Genomic DNA, 19,746 nt, shown 5'->3' with positions numbered 1-19,746 from the left:
ATCTATCTTAAATCTGTTTATCGTTATAGAAAAAATTTAATCTACTGCTACTTTAACCACTACTTTACGAATTTGTTCAGCTTTTCCACCAACAATACAAAGTGGTTTATGTACCTCGTGTGGATAAAAAATCACAAAATCGTTTGGTTGCAATACAAACATCGTTTCTTCGGTTGGAGCTTTAACAAAAGCTATATCACCATTTTCTAATTTATCTTCAATTATTTGTGTGTGTGGCGGTAAAGTTGATACCGCCATTCCTTCTTGGCCCGATAATACAATTTGAATATCAATATATTTTGCGTGATATTCATATTTACCTTCCTCTTGCGTTCGGGATAATGTTTGTGAAACCATATAATAAACGTTATCCCCATTGATTTGATATCGCCCATTGATCGTACTGTCGTTAACTTGTTGTTTTACTGTTTCAATTGCCTCTTTTAATTTTGTTGGTAAATATGGAATTAAATCAAGATGTTCAATGTTGCCAATAATCATAGTAATCTCCTCAAAAAGCTTAATTATTGGTTATGATTGATGGCCAATAATTAAGACAAAATTAATTTATATTTGATTATCTACCTAACCAACCACCATCTACTGCAATGGTGAATCCATTAATGTAATCTGATGCTGATGATGATAAAAACACAGCTGCTCCACCTAAGTCTTCTGGTTTTCCCCAACGTCCTGCTGGAATACGCTCTAGAATTTGACGATTACGTGTTTCATCATTCATCAAAGCAGTATTCATTTCGGTTGCGATGTAACCAGGAGCGATACAGTTGATGGTAATTCCTTTTGATGCCCATTCATTTGATAATGATTTAGAAAAACCAGCCACAGCTGACTTAGCTGCCGTATAAGCTGGGATGGTATATCCGCCTTGAAAAGCGAGTAATGAAGCAATATTAATAATTTTGCCGTACCCTCTATCAATCATATGTTTCCCAACTTGTTGACACATAAAAAATACGGCATTCATATTGATATTAATTACCAAATCCCAATCATTTTTAGGGAAATCTACAGATGGATGACGACGTTGTATGCCGGCATTGTTAATTAAAATATCAATATGTTGGTATTTTTTGATAATATCTGAAATGAGATTTTCATACTCTTCGAAATGAGATAAATCAAACGTAATTGTTTCACAAGTAACATTGTATTTCTTTATTTCTTGTTCAGTTTGTTCATCACGCATAACATCTATAATGATGATATTGGCTCCAGCATTGGCTAAACTCATTGCTAACGATTTACCTATACCTCTCGATGCGCCGGTAATAATCGCATTCTTTCCTGTCAAATCAAATGGATTTGTATTTTTCATAATTATGTACCTTAATATTGATATTTTTATTAATCAGAAAATTTAAACAGTGTTTTAATAACATTTTCACCAGCTAATGCATTAGTAAACCCTTGTTTTGCTTCTTCTGGTGTTAATACTGTAAGTAACTTTTTATATGGAAAATCTTGTTGTATAAATTCAATAGCAGTTTCAAAGTCTCTTGCTTGATAAACTCTGGTGCCGACAATATTGAGCTCTTTAAACTCAATATCCAGTAATTTAAATTCAGTGGGTTTTTTATATGAACCAACAATTTCGATGGTACCTTGAACTTTTACCAAATCAGTTAATTGCAACGCAACAGATGGGTGTGCGGCACAGTCGTAAACAATATCAGCACCAACTTGGTTAGTTAATTTTAAAACTGTACTTAAAACATCTTCTTGTTTTGGATTGATTACTGTGAAACCAAGCTCTTTAGCTAAATTAATACGGAAATCATTTGTTTCAATAACAATGACTTGTTTAGCGCCAGCAAGTTTTAATACACTTGCAACACAAAGTCCGATTGTCCCTGCGCCAAACACGACAACAGCGTCGCCAATTTTAAAAGGTGTTCTTGATACTGCATGAACTCCAACGGCTAATGGTTCAACAAAAGCCCCTAAGTCCATAGGAAAATCATCCGGTAATACATGCACTTTACTTCTATCTACTTTCACATATTCGGCCATACCCCCTGCGGTATCAATTCCATACAGTTTGAGTGTTTCACAAACGTGACTGTTTCCAGATTGACAAGCCGAACACTTACAACAGGAAATGAGTGGACGAACACAAACTTTTGTACCAGTTGGCAATTCTTGATCGCCATTAACAATATATCCAGAAAATTCATGACCTAATACTAATGGTGCTTTTGCTCTTGGGTGCACACCTAGATAAATATTGAGATCAGAACCACAAATCCCTGCGTGACTCACTTTTATTAAAACTTCATTTTCGCTAAGTAGTGGTTCAGCTATTTGTTCACAAGCTATCTCTTTTGGTCCTTTATAAATTATCGCTTTCATGTTCTATATCCTGTAATTTACTTATTTAGACAGTAGAAAGGTGTTTCACCTTTGACTAAACGGATTGCTTCTTCGGCAGCCTTTCGTTTTAGATCTTGTTGTGATTGTTCGGAGTACCAAGCAGCATGAGGCGTAGCAATAAAATTATCCAAATTAAATAACTTTCTATCAGTAGCAGTAGGCGGTTCATGCTCAAATACATCAAGAGCAGCTCCGGCGATGGTCTTATTGAGTAAAGCTTGATAAAGAGCCTCTTCATTTACAATGCCACCTCTTGCGGTATTAACTAAATAGCAATTTTTTTTCATCAATGAAAATTCATGGCTATTAATTAAATTATGAGTTTCTTTGGCTAGTGGTAGGTTAAGTGAAATAATATCTGACTGAGCTAATAACTCTTCTAAGTTAACAAACTCGATAAAACCAGGTAAATTCTCTTTTTTGGCAAATGGATCGAAACCGATAACTTTTAGCCCAATACCATGTAATTTTTTAGCTAATGATAGTCCAATTCTTCCTAAGCCAATAATTCCTGCTGTTTGATCTTGTAATCGATAAATAGGAATAGCTTTTTCATAAGCCCAAATGCCATTTTTGGTATCATTGATAAATAAGGGTAATTTTCTTGTTAAAGCCATGATAAGTGATAAGGCATGGTCGGCTACTTCATTGGTTCCATAATCAGGTACATTGCAAACGGCAACATTATTTTTAGTTGCTGACTCAATATCAATCGTATTGACGCCAACGCCATAACGAACAACACCTTTCAAATTTTTTAAAGAACTTAAAACACTATCTGAGATAGTTGCATATTGTAAAATAAGAGCATCTGCATCATGGCATGCTTTAATGATGTCTGTTGGTTGTGTGATATTTAATATCTCAAAATCAACACCTTGTTCGACAAAAGTGTTTTTTTCTATCTCCATGGATTCATGATCACAATCTGTAATGTATATCTTCATTCATTCACCTCTATTAAAATGGAATAACATTCCGAAGTAATATTAATTAAGATTTTAAAAGAATGATATTTCAATTATTTTATATTGTGATCGATGTCACATTAATTTAATTAATGGTAGATTTTACCTTTAAGATAAAATGCTATTATTTCAATAAGTTATCTTTAAATTTTTATTTTTATTTAAGTGATATGATTTTTTCATTTTTATGATAGGTAAGTATTTTTAACAGCTGAATCAATGTTGGATTATTATAAATCAATAAAAATACAAAAATAAATATTGTTTTTATTCAATAGAATATATTTTATTTGGTGATATTTGTCACAAAATAGCTAATCAAAATTGATTTTATTTTATTATTTTATATATTCAAAAAAGGAATGATATTCCAAATATTTTAATATTGTTTTTGCTGTTGATATGATGGATTTAATTAATTCATATAAATCAAATTGTTAATTTTATTAAGGAATGAATAAATGAAAATAAAAAAATTTATTGATCGAGTACCTGGGGGATTAATGCTTATTCCTCTATTTCTAGGCGCATTATGTAATACTCTTTTTCCGGGAGGTGGAAAATATTTAGGTTCATTTTCTAACGGTTTAATCTCCGGTACTGTTCCTATATTAGCAGTTTGGTTTTTTTGCATGGGAGCATCTATTGAGCTGAAAGCTACAGGAATGATGTTAAGAAAGTCAGGCGTATTAGTTGTTACCAAAATAGGAACGGCTTGGTTGGTAGCTCTTGTTGCCGGTACTTTTTGGACAAAAGGTTATATGGTCGAAGGTGGAATTTTTGCCGGGTTTTCGATAATAGCATTAGTTGCCTCAATGGATATGACTAATGGGGGATTATATGCAGCCCTAATGAATCAGTACGGCTCAAAAGAAGAGGCCGGAGCTTTTGTTTTAATGTCTTTAGAATCAGGTCCTCTTATGACAATGGTTATCTTAGGAACTTCAGGGGTTGCTTCATTTGAACCGAGATTATTCATTGGTGCCGTATTACCATTTTTGATTGGTTTTATCTTAGGCAATTTAGATTCAGATCTACGAAAATTATTTGGCAGTGCAGTACAAACTTTAATCCCATTTTTTGCGTTTGCACTAGGCAATAGTATAAAACTACAAGTCATTTTCGAAACAGGTTTAGCTGGGATTTTATTAGGTTTATCTGTAATTGTTATTACAGGAATACCATTAATTTTAGCTGATAAATTCTTGGGTAAGGGCAATGGTACTGCTGGGGTTGCTGCATCTAGTTCTGCTGGGGCGGCTGTTGCTACTCCATTGTTAATTGCTGAAATGGTTCCTGAATTTGCACCCGTTGCATCGGCTGCAACTGCAATGGTGGCAACTAGTGTCATAGTAACATCAGTTGTGGTACCAATTATTACCTCAATATGGGCAAAAAGATTTAATCCAAACTTTAGCCAAAATGGTACTAAAACAGAATTTATTCCTTCAACAAAAAGTGAATAAAGCATCGTAAATTAATTTATTAAGGAGAAATATAATGAATAAATTGTTGAGTATTTTACTATTAATAGTGTTATCTATCGGAAGTAGTTATGCAGCTAATTCCAATCAAAGTACAGTTGAACAAGCAGTAGAAACAATGCGTTTGGCTATGCTTAGTGCTGATAAAGCCCAGTTAGAGCATGTAGCATTACCTTCATTAACCTATGGACATTCAAGTGCAGTTATTGAAAACAAAGCTGAATTTGTAGATGCAATTGTCAGTGGTCGATCTGGATTTACCACACTTCAATTTCAAGATCAATCAATTATCACCGAAGGGGATACCGCAATTGTACGCCATGTTTTTGCTGCTGATACCAATAATAGTGGTAAAATAGGTAAAGTAAAAATAGGTGTTATGTTGGTTTTTAAAAAAGTGGATAATGATTGGAAACTACTAGCACGCCAAGCTTATAAACTTCCACAATAAATATTAAATTTGATAAAAAAGTTAGTAATTTAATTAAAACAAACAATATAAATACAAAAGTGTACTGATCTAAATTTAGTAGATTAGTACATTAATACGTTTTGTTTCAGATATAAGATTTTTATAACCATCTGAATTTAAAGGTGAATTAAAATACTAAGTGCGAATTTTAACAGAAAGAAAAGTGGTAAGATGTTTATATTGAAACATCGACCACTGACTAAAGTTGAGATTGCATCATAAAATATAAACAATTTACCTGTAAAAAAAGCTATCAAATTGCTTATCTAAAAACTATAGGTTTTAAGAAAAAAAGTCATTGGTTAAATTGTCATCCGATAAAATCACTTAAGTATAAAACACCTTATTAAGTCTTTTACTAACTCGATTCGCATTTAAATATTGAATTTAGGTCATGATTTATATTGAAACGTATATTTAACCTGAAACTTCTTTACAAAAATGGTATAAAAATGATCAAAAATAATCTAAAAAATATGTAATATTTTAGTAAAACTAACTGACTTTTTTATTATTTTTGCCAATAATGTAATCCTCTATAATTAAGCGATAATGGCCAATATGATAAATATTTTATTAATTGATGATGATATTGAATTATCACAGATGCTTAGTGAATATTTGACTAACGAAGGGTTTAATATTAAAAGTGTCTATTTGGGACAAGACGGTATTAATGAAGCCTTATCTGGGAAATATCGTGCGGCAATTTTAGATGTAATGTTACCTGATATTAATGGTATTGATGTTCTTAAAAGTATTCGTCAACACAGTAATATGCCAGTGATTATGTTAACTGCTAAAGGTGATAACATTGATCGGGTTTTAGGACTAGAGCTTGGTGCTGATGATTATATTCCAAAACCATGTTATCCACGTGAGTTATTGGCCAGGTTACGTGCGGTATTACGTCGTTTTGATGAACGTCCAGTTGAGATGATTGATGATAAAAAATATCAATTTAATGGTTTAACCTTAGATTTACCACAACGACTTTGTACTTGGAACGGTAAAGTCATCGATTTGACTTCTACTGAATTTAATTTATTAGTTTTATTAGTTAAGTATAGTGATCGGGTCGTTACCAAAGAAGAACTGTCAGAAATTGGACTGGGGCGTGCGCGTGAATTATATGATCGTAGTGTTGATGTGCACATCAGTAATATTCGCCAAAAATTACATCAAGTTGCGCAAAATATAGTTACCATAGAGACAATTAGAGCAGTCGGTTACCGAATTCGTTAACGGTAAAATTTAGTATGAACCGTCGATTATTCTGGAAAATACTCATCATATTTTGGGTGATTTTTTATCTTACTTTTCAGTTAACTTGGATTGCTTTTTCGTTTTATTTAGAAAATAAATATCAAAGATTTCTTAATCATATGCCGACTAAAGTCGACATGATTGCCCAGCTATTGCAAGTCGCAGGTGAAGAGGAAACCCTTAATTTTGTACAACATTTACCTGAACGGGAGCGAGGATTGCTTTCGATTAAACTGCTTTCCTCACCCAATGATCAGATTAATATTATAACTGATGAACTAGAGCCTTCAAAATATATCTATCAAAGAACCGCTGTTGCACCTGATGGTACTTTATATTCTGTTACGTTCAAAGAAGATAAAGAAGACAAAGAAGATCGAGCCAAAAAAACACTTTTCAATATGCCAATACCGATTGTGTTAATGGGAATTTGTGTAGGGCTGATATTTAGTCTATTTTTGGCTTGGAATTTAACCAGACCAATGAAATTATTAAGGAAAGGTTTTTACCAAGTATCGCAAGGGGATCTTTCGGTTCGATTATTTAGTAAATTAAAACGTCGCCGTGATGAGCTTAGTGAACTCGGTAAAGATTTTGATATGATGGTTGAACAACTCAATATCTTAATTTCCGATCGGCAGGTCTTGTTACACGACGTTTCTCATGAACTCCGTACACCTTTAGCGCGTTTGCAGTTAGCAATTGGACTGGCACAACAGAATAAACAAAATATTGATACGGCATTATCAAGAATTGAATTAGAATCAGAACGCTTAGATCAACTCATTGGTGAAATTCTAAACTATTCTCGTGCTGAAATGGCTAACCGTATGGATGAATATTTTGATTTGAAAGATTTAATTAGCGTGGTAATTAGTGATGCCAATTATGAAGCTAATCATCAATCAATTGATGTACAATTTATTCCATCACCAGTTAATCATTCTATTGTTAAAGGTAATTCTGAACAAATTCGACGTGCTATTGAGAATATTATTCGTAATGCGATACGCTTTTCACAAGCAGGTCAAGTGGTAGAAGTATCCTTGAAAGAAATCGGTAAATATTTACAAATAGAAGTTAAAGATTGCGGCCCTGGTGTTGATTCAAGTAAATTATCCAGTATTTTCGAACCGTTTGTGCGCATACAATCACCGCAATTAGGTAAAGGATATGGGCTTGGTCTTGCGATTGCGAGAAAGACCGTTATTATGCATAACGGTACTATTCAAGCCGCCAATCGTGATTCAGGTGGACTGGTTGTGACCATCCGTTTGCCATATTGGCGTAAAAACTAATAACAGTCAGTATTGACAGTTAGTACATACTCTTTAATAAGATTCTCTAATGTGATCTTATCATGACCAACAAAATTTAAGGTTTGCATGATGGTTTTGGGGTCGGTTTCTAATAGGGTTTTGTATTGTGCAATATATTGGCTGGATATAGGCTTATATGACCAGTGCCACTCTTCGGGAAGATATCCCCCTTTGCGACCTTCATTAAACGGTTGGCAAAATCCATATTTAGGTAGATTATCTTGTAACCATTTGTAGAGAATTATCCCTTTTTTATCATTTTTAAAAAATTCAGATGAAACACTGGTAATATCGATATCAGTTCCCCAGTGATGACGTGAGGTGCCAGGCATTGATGAAAATTTTAAAATTTCTTCGGCGATTTTTTGGGGATCATTAATTTTAGCTGTTAAAGCATCCCATTTGCGTTGCCAAATTCCATTTTGGTAATGGTAATTACGGGTTGCGCTTACTACAATAAATGGAATATTAGGATGAACTTTTTTAAAGTCGCGATAGGCTTTAATTAATTGTTGGGCTGGTTCTTTTTGTAGATACATCCCCTTTTTATTTACTGGCAACTCAGTTGAGTCTAAGGCAATAAAATCGTTATCTTGTTTTTCGTCAAATTGACCGGTTAATTTATTTAAAGGAATTGTTTGAGCCATAGTAAAGGTTGAACATAAAAGTAAAATTAAAGTTAACGTAACATTTTGAAACATTTGCAATTTTGTTGATTTTTTCATAATATTGAACATTACTAATATTCTATTAGCCAGATTAGGTGAAAAACAGTATAATCCTTTTCCTAAAAAATTAAATAGCCATAATGTGTAAAAACGAGGCCGTATGTCAACACCATCAGTATTAAGCACGCCTAGTAATTGTGCAGCAGACACTATTCAACAAATGAATTCCACTACCACTAATCCAGCTAACGAAAAAGTAAATTTACTTAATCTTACTCGACCACAATTACGGGAATTTTTTGTTTCTTTAGGGGAAAAACCATTTAGAGCTGATCAAGTCATGAAATGGATCTACCATTTTGGTATTGATGACTTTGATCAAATGACCGATATCAATAAAAAGCTACGCGAACAATTAAAAACCTTAGCTGAAATTAAAGCGCCAGCGATTGCTGTAGAACAACGCTCATCCGATGGTACCATTAAATGGGCATTAGATGTGGGCAATAATCAGATGATTGAATCGGTGTATATCCCTGAGCGTGATCGAGCAACATTGTGCGTGTCATCACAAGTAGGCTGTGCACTAGAATGTAAATTTTGCTCGACGGCCCAACAAGGCTTTAATCGTAATTTAACTGTTTCTGAAATTATTGGCCAAGTATGGCGAGCTTCAAATGCCATTGGTGTGACAGGTAAATTAGCCGACAGACCGATTACTAATGTGGTCATGATGGGCATGGGTGAACCTTTGCTTAATTTAGCCAATGTGGCTCCGGCTATGGAAATTATGTTAGATGATTTTGGTTATGGTTTATCTAAAAGGCGAGTTACGCTCTCGACTTCAGGCGTTGTGCCGGCACTGGATAAACTTGCCGGAATGATTGATGTGGCGCTAGCTATTTCACTGCATGCACCCAATGATGCCATTCGTAGTGAAATTATGCCAATTAATCAAAAATATAATATGGCTACCTTGCGTGACTCTATTTTACGTTATCTTTCGTATTCAAATGCGAATCATGGCAAAGTGACCATTGAATATGTGTTACTTAATCAAGTTAATGATGGTGTCGAGCATGCTCATGAACTGGCTGAATTTCTAAAAAATGTGCCAAGTAAAATTAACTTAATTCCTTGGAATCCATTCCCTGGAGCTCCTTATTCACGGTGTTCAAATACCCGGATTGATCGTTTTATGAAAACCTTAATGGGTTATGGCTTTACTGTGATTGTGCGTAAAACCCGTGGTGATGATATTGATGCTGCCTGCGGTCAATTGGCAGGAGAAGTGGTGGATAGAACTAAAAGAACATTATATAAAAAGCAAAATCTGGCTCAGCAAATAGCATAAAGATACGGTTAAAAAGAGATGATCAATGAAAAGGATAAGGATGAAGAGTGTACTAATACTAGTGAGTAGTTTCACTATGGTTCTAGTTTCAGGATGTCAAATGAATGGTCGCAATGAATTTGATCCTGAACAAGCAGCATTAGCTAGAATGCAATTAGGTCTCGGTTATTTGGCTAAAGCCAATGAGTCAGAAGAAAATGTCAAAGCCGCACATTATAATCTCAAATTAGCGGCTCAATATTCACCCAATAATCCGCAAATTATGTTGGCAATGGCAATGTTTGATCAGCATGTTGGTGAATATAACGAAGCAGAGATGATTTATCAACGCATAACCTTAATGCAACCAGGCAATGGCTTATATCATGTGCATTATGGCTCGTTTTTATGTGGACGAGATCGCTATGCCGAAGCAAAACAACAATTTCAACAAAGCCTTGATTTAGATCGTCACCGCTGGAAAGCAGATACCTTTGAACAATATGGTTATTGTGCCATCCAAAATGGTGACCAAAAAACCGCTGATTCAATGTTTAAACAGCTATTTCAATATGATGCCAACCGTCGCGACAGTGTTGCCAAAACCGCAGCTATATATCAACAAAAGGGTGATATGAAAGTGGCTAATTATTTGTCTAAAATAGTAAAATAAATAGTCTTCATTTAATCAAATATAGATAAACAATAACCTACTTATAATAAGTAGGTTAGCTATTAGTTTTTCTCAAATGTCATATCAAAGCTATGCGTTAGCTGATTATAAACCGCGGTGAATGTACCTTGATCTTGTGGATGTTGTAAAATATGATTGACGATAAATGGCCTAATATTGGTTTTAATATAGCCCGGTAATCCTCTGGCGCCACGGATGATATCGTAATGTTCATGACAAAATGCGCTAATACACGAATCTTGAATCTCGATAGTAAAACCATGCGCTTGATACGCTTGATTTAGTTTGACAATTTCACGCTGAATAATCTGCTCAATAATTTCCATCGGTAGGCGTTTAAAGTGGAGAATATTTTCCCGACCATTAAAACGATTGAGTAGTTCAGAACGATAGGTATTATTCAGTTCATTAGTGGCTAATTCGCAGGCAACTTCATCAGACAGTTCCGGATCTAAATAGTAAGCTTGTCCAATATTTGAGGTCATAATAATCATAATATCCGAGAAATCGACAGTACGACCAACGTTATCAGTTAAACGTCCGTCCGATAAAATCTGCAAAAAGATATTAAACACATCCGGATGGGCTTTTTCGATCTCATCAAACAGGTAAATGCCTACTGGTTTTGCTCTAACTGAGTTGGTTAAAATACCACCCGCTTCAAAGCCTTCATATCCTGGTGGAGCACCAATCAATTTAGCGACGGCATGTTTTTCCATGTATTCTGACATATCAAAACGCACTAGTGATTTTTCATCACCATAGACATATTGTGCTAACGCTTTTGCCATTTCAGTTTTACCGACTCCTGAAGGCCCTAAAAATAGATAAGACATTGCCGGACCGGATTCTTCAAGGGCATCAACCTTAGCAACTTTAACTGAATTAGCGACATGTTTAACAATACCATCCTGACCAAAAATACGGGATAACAAATTGGCTTCTAAATTAATCAGGTTTTCAACTTCATTTTCATCCAATTTAGATGCCGATATGCCCGAAATTTTACTAAATTCGGTGATCACTTCTTGTCGATTTAATTTCAGCCCTTTATTGGCTAACATGACCAATTTTTGGTGTTGCTCATTATTTTGGGCAATTTCTGCATCAATCTGGCGGATTTTGTCTTTCAATTTGGTGACCGCAGGGGAATCAAATCCAGCCGCAGTTAACTGGGCAAAGGTTTTTATTGCCGTGGACTCCGAATTTTTACTACTATCTTCATCCTCTTGTAACTGCGCGATTTCATCTTGTAATTTAAAGCGTAAAGTTTCAGCATCACGTTGATATTGATAGGTTTTATTAATTTCAGACTTTAATTCCAGCCAATCTTGCTGCCATTGATCTAATTGTTGCTGTAGCTCTTGCCGTTCGGTTTCATTGCTACATTTGGCGATCTTTTCTATTAACTCAGCAATTTTGGGGTGTTGTTTATGGGTAAGCTGACGATAACTGGCTAACGCGCGATCAAGTAATGAAATCGCTCGTTGCGGTTGCGCACCACCTAAACCTAAACTATCTCGATATTTACTGGTTAAGCGGATAGCTTCTTCAATGGCCTCACCATCTACTTCAATTTTATGGTGTTCAGAAAGTTCTTGGCTTACAACGGTAACGATAGCTTGCAAATCACTGCCAGTAGGTTCTTTCACATCATAAAGGGTGTACAGTTCCGGCATATTGGTGCTGGCTTTTAATACACTACCAAGCTTGTCATCACGGACTTCTAAAATAACCTGGAAATTATTAGATTTATCCGCGTTATTTAACGCATTGATAAAGTGTGCATTGCCGGTATTATGTGCCGCTTCTAAAAAGTTGGCGGTATCAGTAATAATCAGGACTGATTCGGGGGTTTGCAGTAATTTTTTTAAAATGCCTTGAAATTCATTATTAATTTTATTGCTGTCACCACTCGAAAATAGCGCATCACAATTTAACCAAAACAATTTTTTTACAATCAAATCAAATGGTGTATCCGGGCTGTTTTTCGATGCCTGTAAACCAAGAGCAAGTGCCGAAACACCTACCCCTGCTGGCCCTGTTAATAACAGTGAATTTGATGATTTGCGAATAAGAATAGACGATATCCTTTCTAAATCATGTTCTCTTCCCACTAAATTAAAATTGGGGTATTGCGCTAAATATTCACGCCCTCTAATTAAGTACATTGTCGCTTCCTTAATTATAGTTTAAAGGGTGAAGTAGTATTAGTGCTCTCTTTTTTAGGTTCAGTTTTTTCTGATAAAACATCACCGGTCACAGCAATAAAATCACGGGTATCATCCTGAACATCTTTAGCCATTTTTTCAATCTCATCCAAATTAGCGCGCATGGTTTCTAATGCAGAACGCGTGATTTCAGTGGCTTCACGTTGAGTATCACCAAATTCAGCTAAGTTTTGCAACATGGCTTCTAAATCATCATTAATATTATCGCGACCAGTGGCAATACGGATAGCTTCATTTTTGGCGATATCATTGGTCACTCGTGCCATTTCAGCTAAAGTATTACTTGCCATTGATTGAGCTTCATTAATCGCCGCTGAGTTTACGGCGGTCACTACCACGCTAAGTTGAGACGCAACCGAGGCAATCCCGCGTGAATGCATTGCTCTGGCACTTTCAACTTGTTTTTTGGTTGCGGCTTGCATATTGCGGATTTTAATGGCTTCAGTGGTTAATTCACCATAGGTCTGCATAGTATCAACTGTTGCTGTTGATACGGTATCAATATGTTCATCCAAATTACGTCGAGCTTCATCAAGCTTCATTGACTCTAATAAATTATCGCCAACATCTTTATGTTCAAGTTCTTGTCTAAGTTCGCGATGTACGATTTCAACTTTTTTAGTTGCTTCGTTCATGATGGCATAAATTTGTATCATATTGCCATTGTTGTCGCATAAACCTTCAATTTGTTTAACCATTTTTTCCAGATGACCACGGATAGCACCAAAGCGTTCTTTACCTTGATTAACAAATTTTAATGCCGATTCCACCATATCTGCTTGGCGTAATGTATGTTGTTCCGAAGTTAAGTTAAGTAACTCTTTTAGCTTTTCAACATCGATGGATTGAGATCGTTGTTCATGGTGTTGTTTAATTTCTTCTTGGATATCGGCTAATTTTTTATGATTATTTTGGATATCTCGATCTAACTGTTCTATTTTCGTTTCATTGGCCGCAATTTTAGCTTTTGAAGCCGCTTTAATTTGTCCAAGACCAAAGAAGCCTTTATCTTTCTGTAATACTTCAATCTCTAATTTTAACTCGGTTATTTGTTTTTCAAACTTGATAAACTCGTTTTGGATTTGCTGTTTTTCTGCTTCTTTTTCTTCATCCCATTCTTGATCAGCTTTAATTTTAGCTAATGCATTGCGAGTTTCACCATTTTGACGCAAGTTATATAAAGCATCTGTAATTTCGGTAAGTGGTTTGATTTTTTCAATAAAGCTATTAAGGTCATTATTAAAATCAGCATATACGCGTTGTAATTCAGCAAACACTTCGGTATCTGTCATTTCAATACGTTGTTTAGACATTTCTTCAGAAATTGATTGTAGATACTCCTTAAAAGTATCAAATTCTTGTATTTTGGCACGATCAACTTCTTTATTATCACTGAATTCTAAAATTCGAGTGACTTCTTCTACTTTCTGTTCCAGTGAAAGATTATCTGAAAAAATAACTTTAAAAAAAGAATTTTCTTTAATATTTTCGAGAGGATTTTCTACTTTAGCGGTTTTTTGACGTTGTCTAACTGAATAATCATTTTGCTCAGTGCTGGCTAGTTTTTTACTTGAAGATACACTCATTGTTTTTTCCTTTATCCATATTATTGTTATATATTCACTTACTATTAGCTTACTTTGAATCTGGTACTAAATAATCAGGCTCAAGCTCGAATAATTAACTTGGTATTAAAAATGCAAAAAAATAAACTTTATCTTTTCTGCATATTATTATCTATTTAACCTATTATTTTGACAAGTAAAAACCATTTCAAATGTCCTAGTACACCATAGATTATAAATTAACAAAGACATAAAATTGGTGGCTTATATTTGGAAAGTAAAAAATGGTATTTTGTAAAAATTATTCAGGAGTCTATGTCGTTTAGTACTTGAATTTAAATATTACATTTTTAATCAATTTAAAAAAAAATGGGCATATTAAAGTAGATTGAATTTTGGGGATAAAAAAACCATCCGCATGTACGGATGGTTTGAATTGATAAGTGTTTAAGGTTATTAATGGAGGGAATTACATCATTCCGCCCATACCACCCATGCCGCCCATACCACCACCAGCAGCACCTAAATCAGCTTTATCATCTTTTGGTAAGTCAGTTACCATACATTCAGTAGTAATCATAAGACCTGCAACTGATGCCGCATATTGTAATGCACTACGCGTTACTTTAGTTGGATCTAAAATACCCATAGCAATCATATCACCATATTCTTCAGTTGAGGCATTGTAACCATAGTTACCTTTACCACCTTTAACAGCGTTAACTACAACTGAAGCTTCTTCACCACAGTTAGTTACGATTTGACGTAATGGTGCTTCCATTGCACGAAGTGCAACTTTGATACCCATGTTTTGATCTTCGTTAGCACCTTTAAGATCTACAATCGCTGCCGCAGCACGAACCAGAGCCACACCACCACCAGCAACCACACCTTCTTCAACTGCAGCACGAGTTGCGTGTAACGCATCTTCAACGCGAGCTTTTTTCTCTTTCATTTCAACTTCAGTTGCAGCACCAACTTTAATCACGGCAACACCGCCGGCAAGTTTAGCCACACGTTCTTGAAGTTTTTCTTTATCATAATCAGATGTTGATTCTTCGATTTGTTTACGAATTTGTTCAACCCGCGCAACGATAAGTGATTCTTCACCAACACCATCAATAATTGTTGTATTATCTTTATTGATAACTACACGTTTGGCTTGACCTAAATCTTCAAGGGTGGTTTTTTCAAGTTCTAAACCAATTTCTTCTGAAATTACAGTACCAGCAGTTAAAATTGCGATATCTTGTAACATTGCTTTACGGCGATCACCAAAGCCAGGTGCTTTAACCGCAGCAACTTTAACAATACCACGCATAGTGTTAACAACTAAAGTTGCTAGTGCTTCACCTTCAACATCTTCAGCGATGATTAATAGTGATTTACCTGCTTTAGCTACAGCTTCTAATACTGGTAATAATTCACGGATATTAGAGATTTTTTTATCAGCTAATAAAATATATGGGCTATCTAATTCAACAGTTGCAGTTTCTGGTTTGTTGATGAAATATGGAGATAAATAACCACGATCGAATTGCATACCTTCAACAACATCAAGTTCGTCTTCTAGACCAGTACCATCTTCAACAGTGATAACGCCTTCTTTACCTACTTTTTCCATTGCTTGGGCAATTAAAGAACCAACTGTTTCATCAGAGTTAGCTGAAATTGTACCTACTTGTGCAATGGCTTTAGAATCTGCACAAGGAGAAGATAATTTTTTAAGTTCTTCAACTGCAGCCACAACCGCTTTATCAATACCACGTTTTAAATCCATTGGATTCATACCAGCAGCAACAGCTTTCAAACCTTCATTCACAATTGACTGAGCAAGTACTGTTGCGGTAGTGGTACCATCACCGGCTGCATCGTTGGCTTTTGAAGCAACTTCTTTCACCATTTGTGCACCCATATTTTCGAATTTATCTTCTAATTCGATTTCACGAGCAACAGAAACACCATCTTTAGTAATGGTTGGCGCACCAAATGATTTATCTAATACTACATTACGTCCTTTTGGGCCTAAAGTTACTTTAACTGCATCTGCTAATACATTAACACCTTTGAGCATTTTAACTCGAGCATCATTACCAAATTTTACATCTTTAGCTGCCATTTTTGTCTTTCTCCTAAATTCTGTATATAAGTTTAATTAGTTACCGTTATGCTTGAACAATGGCTAAAATATCGCTTTCAGATAAAATAAGCACTTCTTCGTTATCGATTTTTTCTGTTTTAACGCCATATCCTTCATTGAAAATTACGATATCACCAACTTTAACATCTAACGGTTGCACTTGACCATTTTCTAAAATACGACCATTACCCACAGCTAAAACTTCACCGCGTGTCGATTTACCTGCTGCTGAACCAGTTAAAACAATGCCACCAGCTGATTTAGATTCTACTTCTTTACGTTTGATGATCACACGATCATGCAATGGACGAATTTTCATTAGTTATCTCCTAGCACTAATTTTTAATTAAACAATTATTAAAAATAAATCATAAAATTACGATTCTATGATGTAGTGACACTTAAATGGGGATTATTTTATAGTCTTCAAGAGAATAAAATAAAAAAATTTTTTAATTGACTATTTATTCATCATCTTTACGTTTGAATTCTCCTTCGATGATACCGTCATCTTGATAATTACTTTTTGGTGATACGAATCTTGATTTAATCGGCATCTTACTCACCATTAACTTTGCTACATATTCTTGAACATATGGAATTAATAAAATAGCACCCAAAATATCGGTTAAAAAACCAGGAATGAGCAGAAAAAAACCAGAAAAAAGTAAAGCAACGCTTTTGACGATTTCATTTTGGGGATTTTGCTCATTAGCTATCTTTTGTTGCATAATACTAAGATTGCGCACCCCTTGGGTTTTGACCAGAGAAAAACCAATCATAGATGTTGCAATAATACCAATTAAAGCAAGAAACACGCCGATTGAATTTGCTACCATAATAAAAAAACTAATTTCACAGTAAACGTAAACAAAAAAAATAAGAAAGACAATAAATCGCATATGACAATTCCCTTGTTAATAAAACTATCTATAATAAATAGGGTATAAGTTATGATATGAAGATGATTAGCTATTTTTCAACCAAATGAAACATATTTTTTAAAATATCTAACAAAAAGCATTGACTGATAATCACGGATCGTGTTTAATGTGCATCCATTGTTGCCCGGATAGCTCAGTCGGTAGAGCAGGGGATTGAAAATCCCCGTGTCCGTGGTTCGATTCCGCGTCCGGGCACCAATCACCAAATTCTAAGACCTGCTTCCAGCAGGTTTTTTTATGTCTAAAGCCTTTGCAGATAAACCTTGTAATATTCTTTTATTCTTTATAAATTTTTAAATTAAAGCAGTAGTCAAATTTTTTAAGTTTGTTATACTTTTAACGGTTAGAAATAGATTTAGTTTAGTATGTAAGCAGACAAGCATAAAAATGTGTTATAAAACAACAAAATAATTGACAGAGCAAGGAAAAATGCAGTATAATTTTAGACACCAGCGCTGGCAAACCTACGTTTTAAAATTTCCTAATTACTACTTATCAAGATTAAGTTGGGCTTCAAAACATTTATCTAAATTATCTTTAATCTTAGTACCCTTATTATCTTACTCGGTAAATACCCAAGCGTTGTCGTCTACTATGGCAGGGCAAATTCATGGTAGTGCGCCTTATTTAACCTTTGATAATGGAGTAACTAAAGTCACGACTACAGAAGGTCTATTGGGCATTACGCTATCCGATGATACTCGTATTACTCCGGCAACCAATACCTCAACGGCAGGCAATCCAATACGGCTCCCTGAGGACAATCAGAGTTTCGCCGATATTGGTATGCTGGTACCTACTACCACTAACTCCATAAACTTAAAGGACTTGATTGGTGCACCATATAATTATTGGGGTGATGATGATGGAGATGGTCAGGGTGCCAATGGTATTACTGTTTCGGGTAGATTAAGCGTGAGTATTACCAATAAGATAAATCAGGCAGTTAGTCGTAGTGCCACCTTAGATTTATGTAATGCACCTTATAAAATGGTACTAACCAGTACAGCTGGTAGTTTAACCACCCAGTATGGGTTGCCCAATAGTAGTAGTTTCAGTGGTAGTACTGCCACCTATTATATCAGTCCTAAAGCCGTACCTAAAATCTGTTCAGTTAGGCCGAGTCTGAACGATGGCGTTGGTGACAACGCCGGCCCTGCCGATATCTGGAGCCCAACTAAAGGCTTCCTGGTGCAATCAACTGAGTCATCAAGTTACAGTCGTAACTTCCCGACTACCGGGGCTAATAATCTGCATTTTGATTTACTGGCAGGGGGTATTGATGCTGCAACATTAACTTGGCCAGCCGTCACTCAGGGAGGTATTACTGCCACTATGACGTTCAATCCACCTGAAGATAATTCTTTTAACCCTGATGGCGCTTCTTCGGTGCGCGTCACCCTCACTGGTCCGGCGGCAACATCAGCCCAAATTAATTCAGCATCACCGGGTAGTGTTGCTACTCCCACCTTACCACAAACCTTCGAGTTAGTGGGTTATGATAGTAATAATAAAGCGGTAATAAAATATGGCTTTGTCTTAAAGCAGTGGTTCGTCAACCGCGGAAGTAAATATGATACCTATTATAACCACTCATCTTGGTGTTCAAATATAGGCGGCGGATATCGTATGCCACAGGTCAAAGATTTAACTAACGCCAAGTGTGGTGTGGATAATTATTATTTTCCATGCGTAAATGGCATAGATGGCGCGACGCCGTCATCATCTAAGAATAATTACCAGCGTAATATCGGAGCTGGTTTGTTCACCGAATGGGGCTACATGAACGTTTATACCGCTGCCGGCTTCGCCGACATCCGCTACTGGACAAGCGACATCAACGGTTCGTACCAGTTCTATGTCTTCTCGAGCTACGGCAACGTTGTCAGCTACAACCCCAGCGTCAGCCACTACGGGGTTTGCACCTATCCTTAGTCCTTAGTCCTTAGTTCTTAGTCCTTAATCCTTAAGTCGCGGGCGTTTAATAAGGGGTAATAAAGGTTAAGCAACAAGCGGACAGTTGCAGCGGCAGGGGCAACCCGAGCCGACCGAGTTGGCGAGTAAAGAGCGGCTGTTGCTTTAGCAACAACCGCTTATGACCGACAACGCCAACGCCCATACCAAACCAATGCCAAATAATGCCAGCCATTCCGCTGGCATTTTTATGCTTGCCAAAATGTTTCCTGAGAGGGGTATGTTTGAGTATAAAAAACAGCCTACATTCAACATCTAAGTGCGAATCCAGTCAGTAAAAGGCTTCATAAGGTG

Annotated in this window: 17 protein-coding genes and 1 tRNA gene; 8 read left to right on the top strand and 10 right to left on the bottom strand. The window is 35.7% G+C overall.

The features are described from left to right. Positions 1-36: 36 nt before the first annotated feature. The 4 genes from Q0K76_RS11060 to Q0K76_RS11045 all read right to left on the bottom strand — a co-directional run bounded on the left by Q0K76_RS11060 (position 37) and on the right by Q0K76_RS11045 (position 3,341). Positions 37-501, bottom strand: a complete 465-nt coding sequence (locus tag Q0K76_RS11060) for a YhcH/YjgK/YiaL family protein (protein WP_294615651.1) — start codon at positions 499-501, stop codon at positions 37-39. A 76-nt stretch (positions 502-577) separates the two neighbouring features. Then, positions 578-1,339, bottom strand: a complete 762-nt coding sequence (kduD, locus tag Q0K76_RS11055) for a 2-dehydro-3-deoxy-D-gluconate 5-dehydrogenase KduD (RefSeq protein ID WP_294615649.1) — start codon at positions 1,337-1,339, stop codon at positions 578-580. Positions 1,340-1,368: 29 nt separating this feature from the next. Further along, positions 1,369-2,373: an alcohol dehydrogenase catalytic domain-containing protein gene (locus tag Q0K76_RS11050; RefSeq protein WP_294615647.1), complete on the bottom strand. Its 1,005-nt coding sequence runs from the start codon at positions 2,371-2,373 to the stop codon at positions 1,369-1,371. Positions 2,374-2,390: 17 nt separating this feature from the next. Next, positions 2,391-3,341 (bottom strand): C-terminal binding protein, encoded by a 951-nt coding sequence (locus tag Q0K76_RS11045; RefSeq protein ID WP_294615645.1) that lies wholly within the window; start codon positions 3,339-3,341, stop codon positions 2,391-2,393. 482 nt (positions 3,342-3,823) lie between these two features. Between Q0K76_RS11045 and kdgT the strand changes: the two genes are divergently transcribed. The 4 genes from kdgT to Q0K76_RS11025 all read left to right on the top strand — a co-directional run bounded on the left by kdgT (position 3,824) and on the right by Q0K76_RS11025 (position 7,882). Beyond that, positions 3,824-4,828, top strand: a complete 1,005-nt coding sequence (kdgT, locus tag Q0K76_RS11040; RefSeq protein ID WP_294615643.1) for a 2-keto-3-deoxygluconate transporter — start codon at positions 3,824-3,826, stop codon at positions 4,826-4,828. A gap of 34 nt (positions 4,829-4,862) precedes the next feature. Further along, positions 4,863-5,297, top strand: coding sequence for a nuclear transport factor 2 family protein (locus Q0K76_RS11035; RefSeq protein WP_294615641.1), 435 nt, complete (start codon positions 4,863-4,865; stop codon positions 5,295-5,297). 585 nt (positions 5,298-5,882) lie between these two features. Next, positions 5,883-6,563, top strand: coding sequence for a response regulator transcription factor (locus Q0K76_RS11030; RefSeq protein ID WP_363322482.1), 681 nt, complete (start codon positions 5,883-5,885; stop codon positions 6,561-6,563). 14 nt (positions 6,564-6,577) lie between these two features. Further along, the gene (locus Q0K76_RS11025) at positions 6,578-7,882 is read left to right on the top strand and encodes an ATP-binding protein (RefSeq protein WP_294615637.1); all 1,305 of its coding nucleotides are present in this window, start codon (positions 6,578-6,580) and stop codon (positions 7,880-7,882) included. On the opposite strand, the gene Q0K76_RS11020 is transcribed toward Q0K76_RS11025, so the two are convergent. Then, the gene (locus tag Q0K76_RS11020) at positions 7,879-8,628 is read right to left on the bottom strand and encodes a M15 family metallopeptidase (RefSeq protein ID WP_294615635.1); all 750 of its coding nucleotides are present in this window, start codon (positions 8,626-8,628) and stop codon (positions 7,879-7,881) included. The two genes, Q0K76_RS11025 and Q0K76_RS11020, sit on opposite strands and share 4 nt — an antisense overlap. A 163-nt stretch (positions 8,629-8,791) precedes the next feature. On the opposite strand from Q0K76_RS11020, the gene Q0K76_RS11015 reads away from it, so the two are divergent. Beyond that, on the top strand, positions 8,792-9,925 hold the full coding sequence (locus Q0K76_RS11015; protein WP_363322481.1) for a bifunctional tRNA (adenosine(37)-C2)-methyltransferase TrmG/ribosomal RNA large subunit methyltransferase RlmN: 1,134 nt from the start codon (positions 8,792-8,794) through the stop codon (positions 9,923-9,925). A gap of 100 nt (positions 9,926-10,025) precedes the next feature. Then, positions 10,026-10,577 (top strand): tetratricopeptide repeat protein, encoded by a 552-nt coding sequence (locus tag Q0K76_RS11010; protein WP_294615631.1) that lies wholly within the window; start codon positions 10,026-10,028, stop codon positions 10,575-10,577. Between the two features lie 62 nt (positions 10,578-10,639). On the opposite strand, the gene Q0K76_RS11005 is transcribed toward Q0K76_RS11010, so the two are convergent. The 5 genes from Q0K76_RS11005 to Q0K76_RS10985 all read right to left on the bottom strand — a co-directional run bounded on the left by Q0K76_RS11005 (position 10,640) and on the right by Q0K76_RS10985 (position 17,436). Beyond that, positions 10,640-12,769 carry an AAA family ATPase gene (locus Q0K76_RS11005; protein WP_294615629.1) on the bottom strand — a complete coding sequence of 710 codons (2,130 nt, stop codon included), beginning with the start codon at positions 12,767-12,769 and terminating at the stop codon, positions 10,640-10,642. Between the two features lie 14 nt (positions 12,770-12,783). Beyond that, positions 12,784-14,415 carry a hypothetical protein gene (locus tag Q0K76_RS11000; RefSeq protein ID WP_294615627.1) on the bottom strand — a complete coding sequence of 544 codons (1,632 nt, stop codon included), beginning with the start codon at positions 14,413-14,415 and terminating at the stop codon, positions 12,784-12,786. A 448-nt stretch (positions 14,416-14,863) separates the two neighbouring features. Further along, positions 14,864-16,513: a chaperonin GroEL gene (groL, locus tag Q0K76_RS10995; protein ID WP_294615625.1), complete on the bottom strand. Its 1,650-nt coding sequence runs from the start codon at positions 16,511-16,513 to the stop codon at positions 14,864-14,866. A 46-nt stretch (positions 16,514-16,559) separates the two neighbouring features. Then, the gene (locus tag Q0K76_RS10990; protein WP_034915350.1) at positions 16,560-16,853 is read right to left on the bottom strand and encodes a co-chaperone GroES; all 294 of its coding nucleotides are present in this window, start codon (positions 16,851-16,853) and stop codon (positions 16,560-16,562) included. Between the two features lie 145 nt (positions 16,854-16,998). Continuing rightward, a complete protein-coding gene (locus tag Q0K76_RS10985; protein WP_294615617.1) occupies positions 16,999-17,436 on the bottom strand; it encodes an FxsA family protein in 438 nt (145 codons plus the stop codon). 164 nt (positions 17,437-17,600) lie between these two features. Between Q0K76_RS10985 and Q0K76_RS10980 the strand changes: the two genes are divergently transcribed. Then, positions 17,601-17,676, top strand: a tRNA-Phe gene (locus Q0K76_RS10980). 384 nt (positions 17,677-18,060) lie between these two features. Further along, positions 18,061-19,413: a hypothetical protein gene (locus Q0K76_RS10975; protein WP_294615615.1), complete on the top strand. Its 1,353-nt coding sequence runs from the start codon at positions 18,061-18,063 to the stop codon at positions 19,411-19,413. Positions 19,414-19,746: the final 333 nt, after the last annotated feature.

Source organism: uncultured Gilliamella sp., assembly GCA_945271295.1.
Taxonomy (GTDB): domain Bacteria; phylum Pseudomonadota; class Gammaproteobacteria; order Enterobacterales; family Orbaceae; genus Gilliamella.
Note: the sequence above shows the minus strand (reverse complement) of the source record. Positions and strands in the feature narration are given on the sequence as shown.

Excerpts from the sequence above, each read along its gene's own strand:
- Q0K76_RS11060 (WP_294615651.1), bottom strand. The coding sequence starts at position 501 with ATGATTATTGGCAACATTGAACATCTTGATTTAATTCCATATTTACCA.
- kduD (WP_294615649.1), bottom strand. The coding sequence starts at position 1,339 with ATGAAAAATACAAATCCATTTGATTTGACAGGAAAGAATGCGATTATT.
- Q0K76_RS11050 (WP_294615647.1), bottom strand. The coding sequence starts at position 2,373 with ATGAAAGCGATAATTTATAAAGGACCAAAAGAGATAGCTTGTGAACAA.
- Q0K76_RS11045 (WP_294615645.1), bottom strand. The coding sequence starts at position 3,341 with ATGAAGATATACATTACAGATTGTGATCATGAATCCATGGAGATAGAA.
- kdgT (WP_294615643.1), top strand. The coding sequence starts at position 3,824 with ATGAAAATAAAAAAATTTATTGATCGAGTACCTGGGGGATTAATGCTT.
- Q0K76_RS11035 (WP_294615641.1), top strand. The coding sequence starts at position 4,863 with ATGAATAAATTGTTGAGTATTTTACTATTAATAGTGTTATCTATCGGA.
- Q0K76_RS11025 (WP_294615637.1), top strand. The coding sequence starts at position 6,578 with ATGAACCGTCGATTATTCTGGAAAATACTCATCATATTTTGGGTGATT.
- Q0K76_RS11020 (WP_294615635.1), bottom strand. The coding sequence starts at position 8,628 with ATGAAAAAATCAACAAAATTGCAAATGTTTCAAAATGTTACGTTAACT.
- Q0K76_RS11015 (WP_363322481.1), top strand. The coding sequence starts at position 8,792 with ATGAATTCCACTACCACTAATCCAGCTAACGAAAAAGTAAATTTACTT.
- Q0K76_RS11010 (WP_294615631.1), top strand. The coding sequence starts at position 10,026 with ATGAATGGTCGCAATGAATTTGATCCTGAACAAGCAGCATTAGCTAGA.
- Q0K76_RS11005 (WP_294615629.1), bottom strand. The coding sequence starts at position 12,769 with ATGTACTTAATTAGAGGGCGTGAATATTTAGCGCAATACCCCAATTTT.
- Q0K76_RS11000 (WP_294615627.1), bottom strand. The coding sequence starts at position 14,415 with ATGAGTGTATCTTCAAGTAAAAAACTAGCCAGCACTGAGCAAAATGAT.
- groL (WP_294615625.1), bottom strand. The coding sequence starts at position 16,513 with ATGGCAGCTAAAGATGTAAAATTTGGTAATGATGCTCGAGTTAAAATG.
- Q0K76_RS10990 (WP_034915350.1), bottom strand. The coding sequence starts at position 16,853 with ATGAAAATTCGTCCATTGCATGATCGTGTGATCATCAAACGTAAAGAA.
- Q0K76_RS10985 (WP_294615617.1), bottom strand. The coding sequence starts at position 17,436 with ATGCGATTTATTGTCTTTCTTATTTTTTTTGTTTACGTTTACTGTGAA.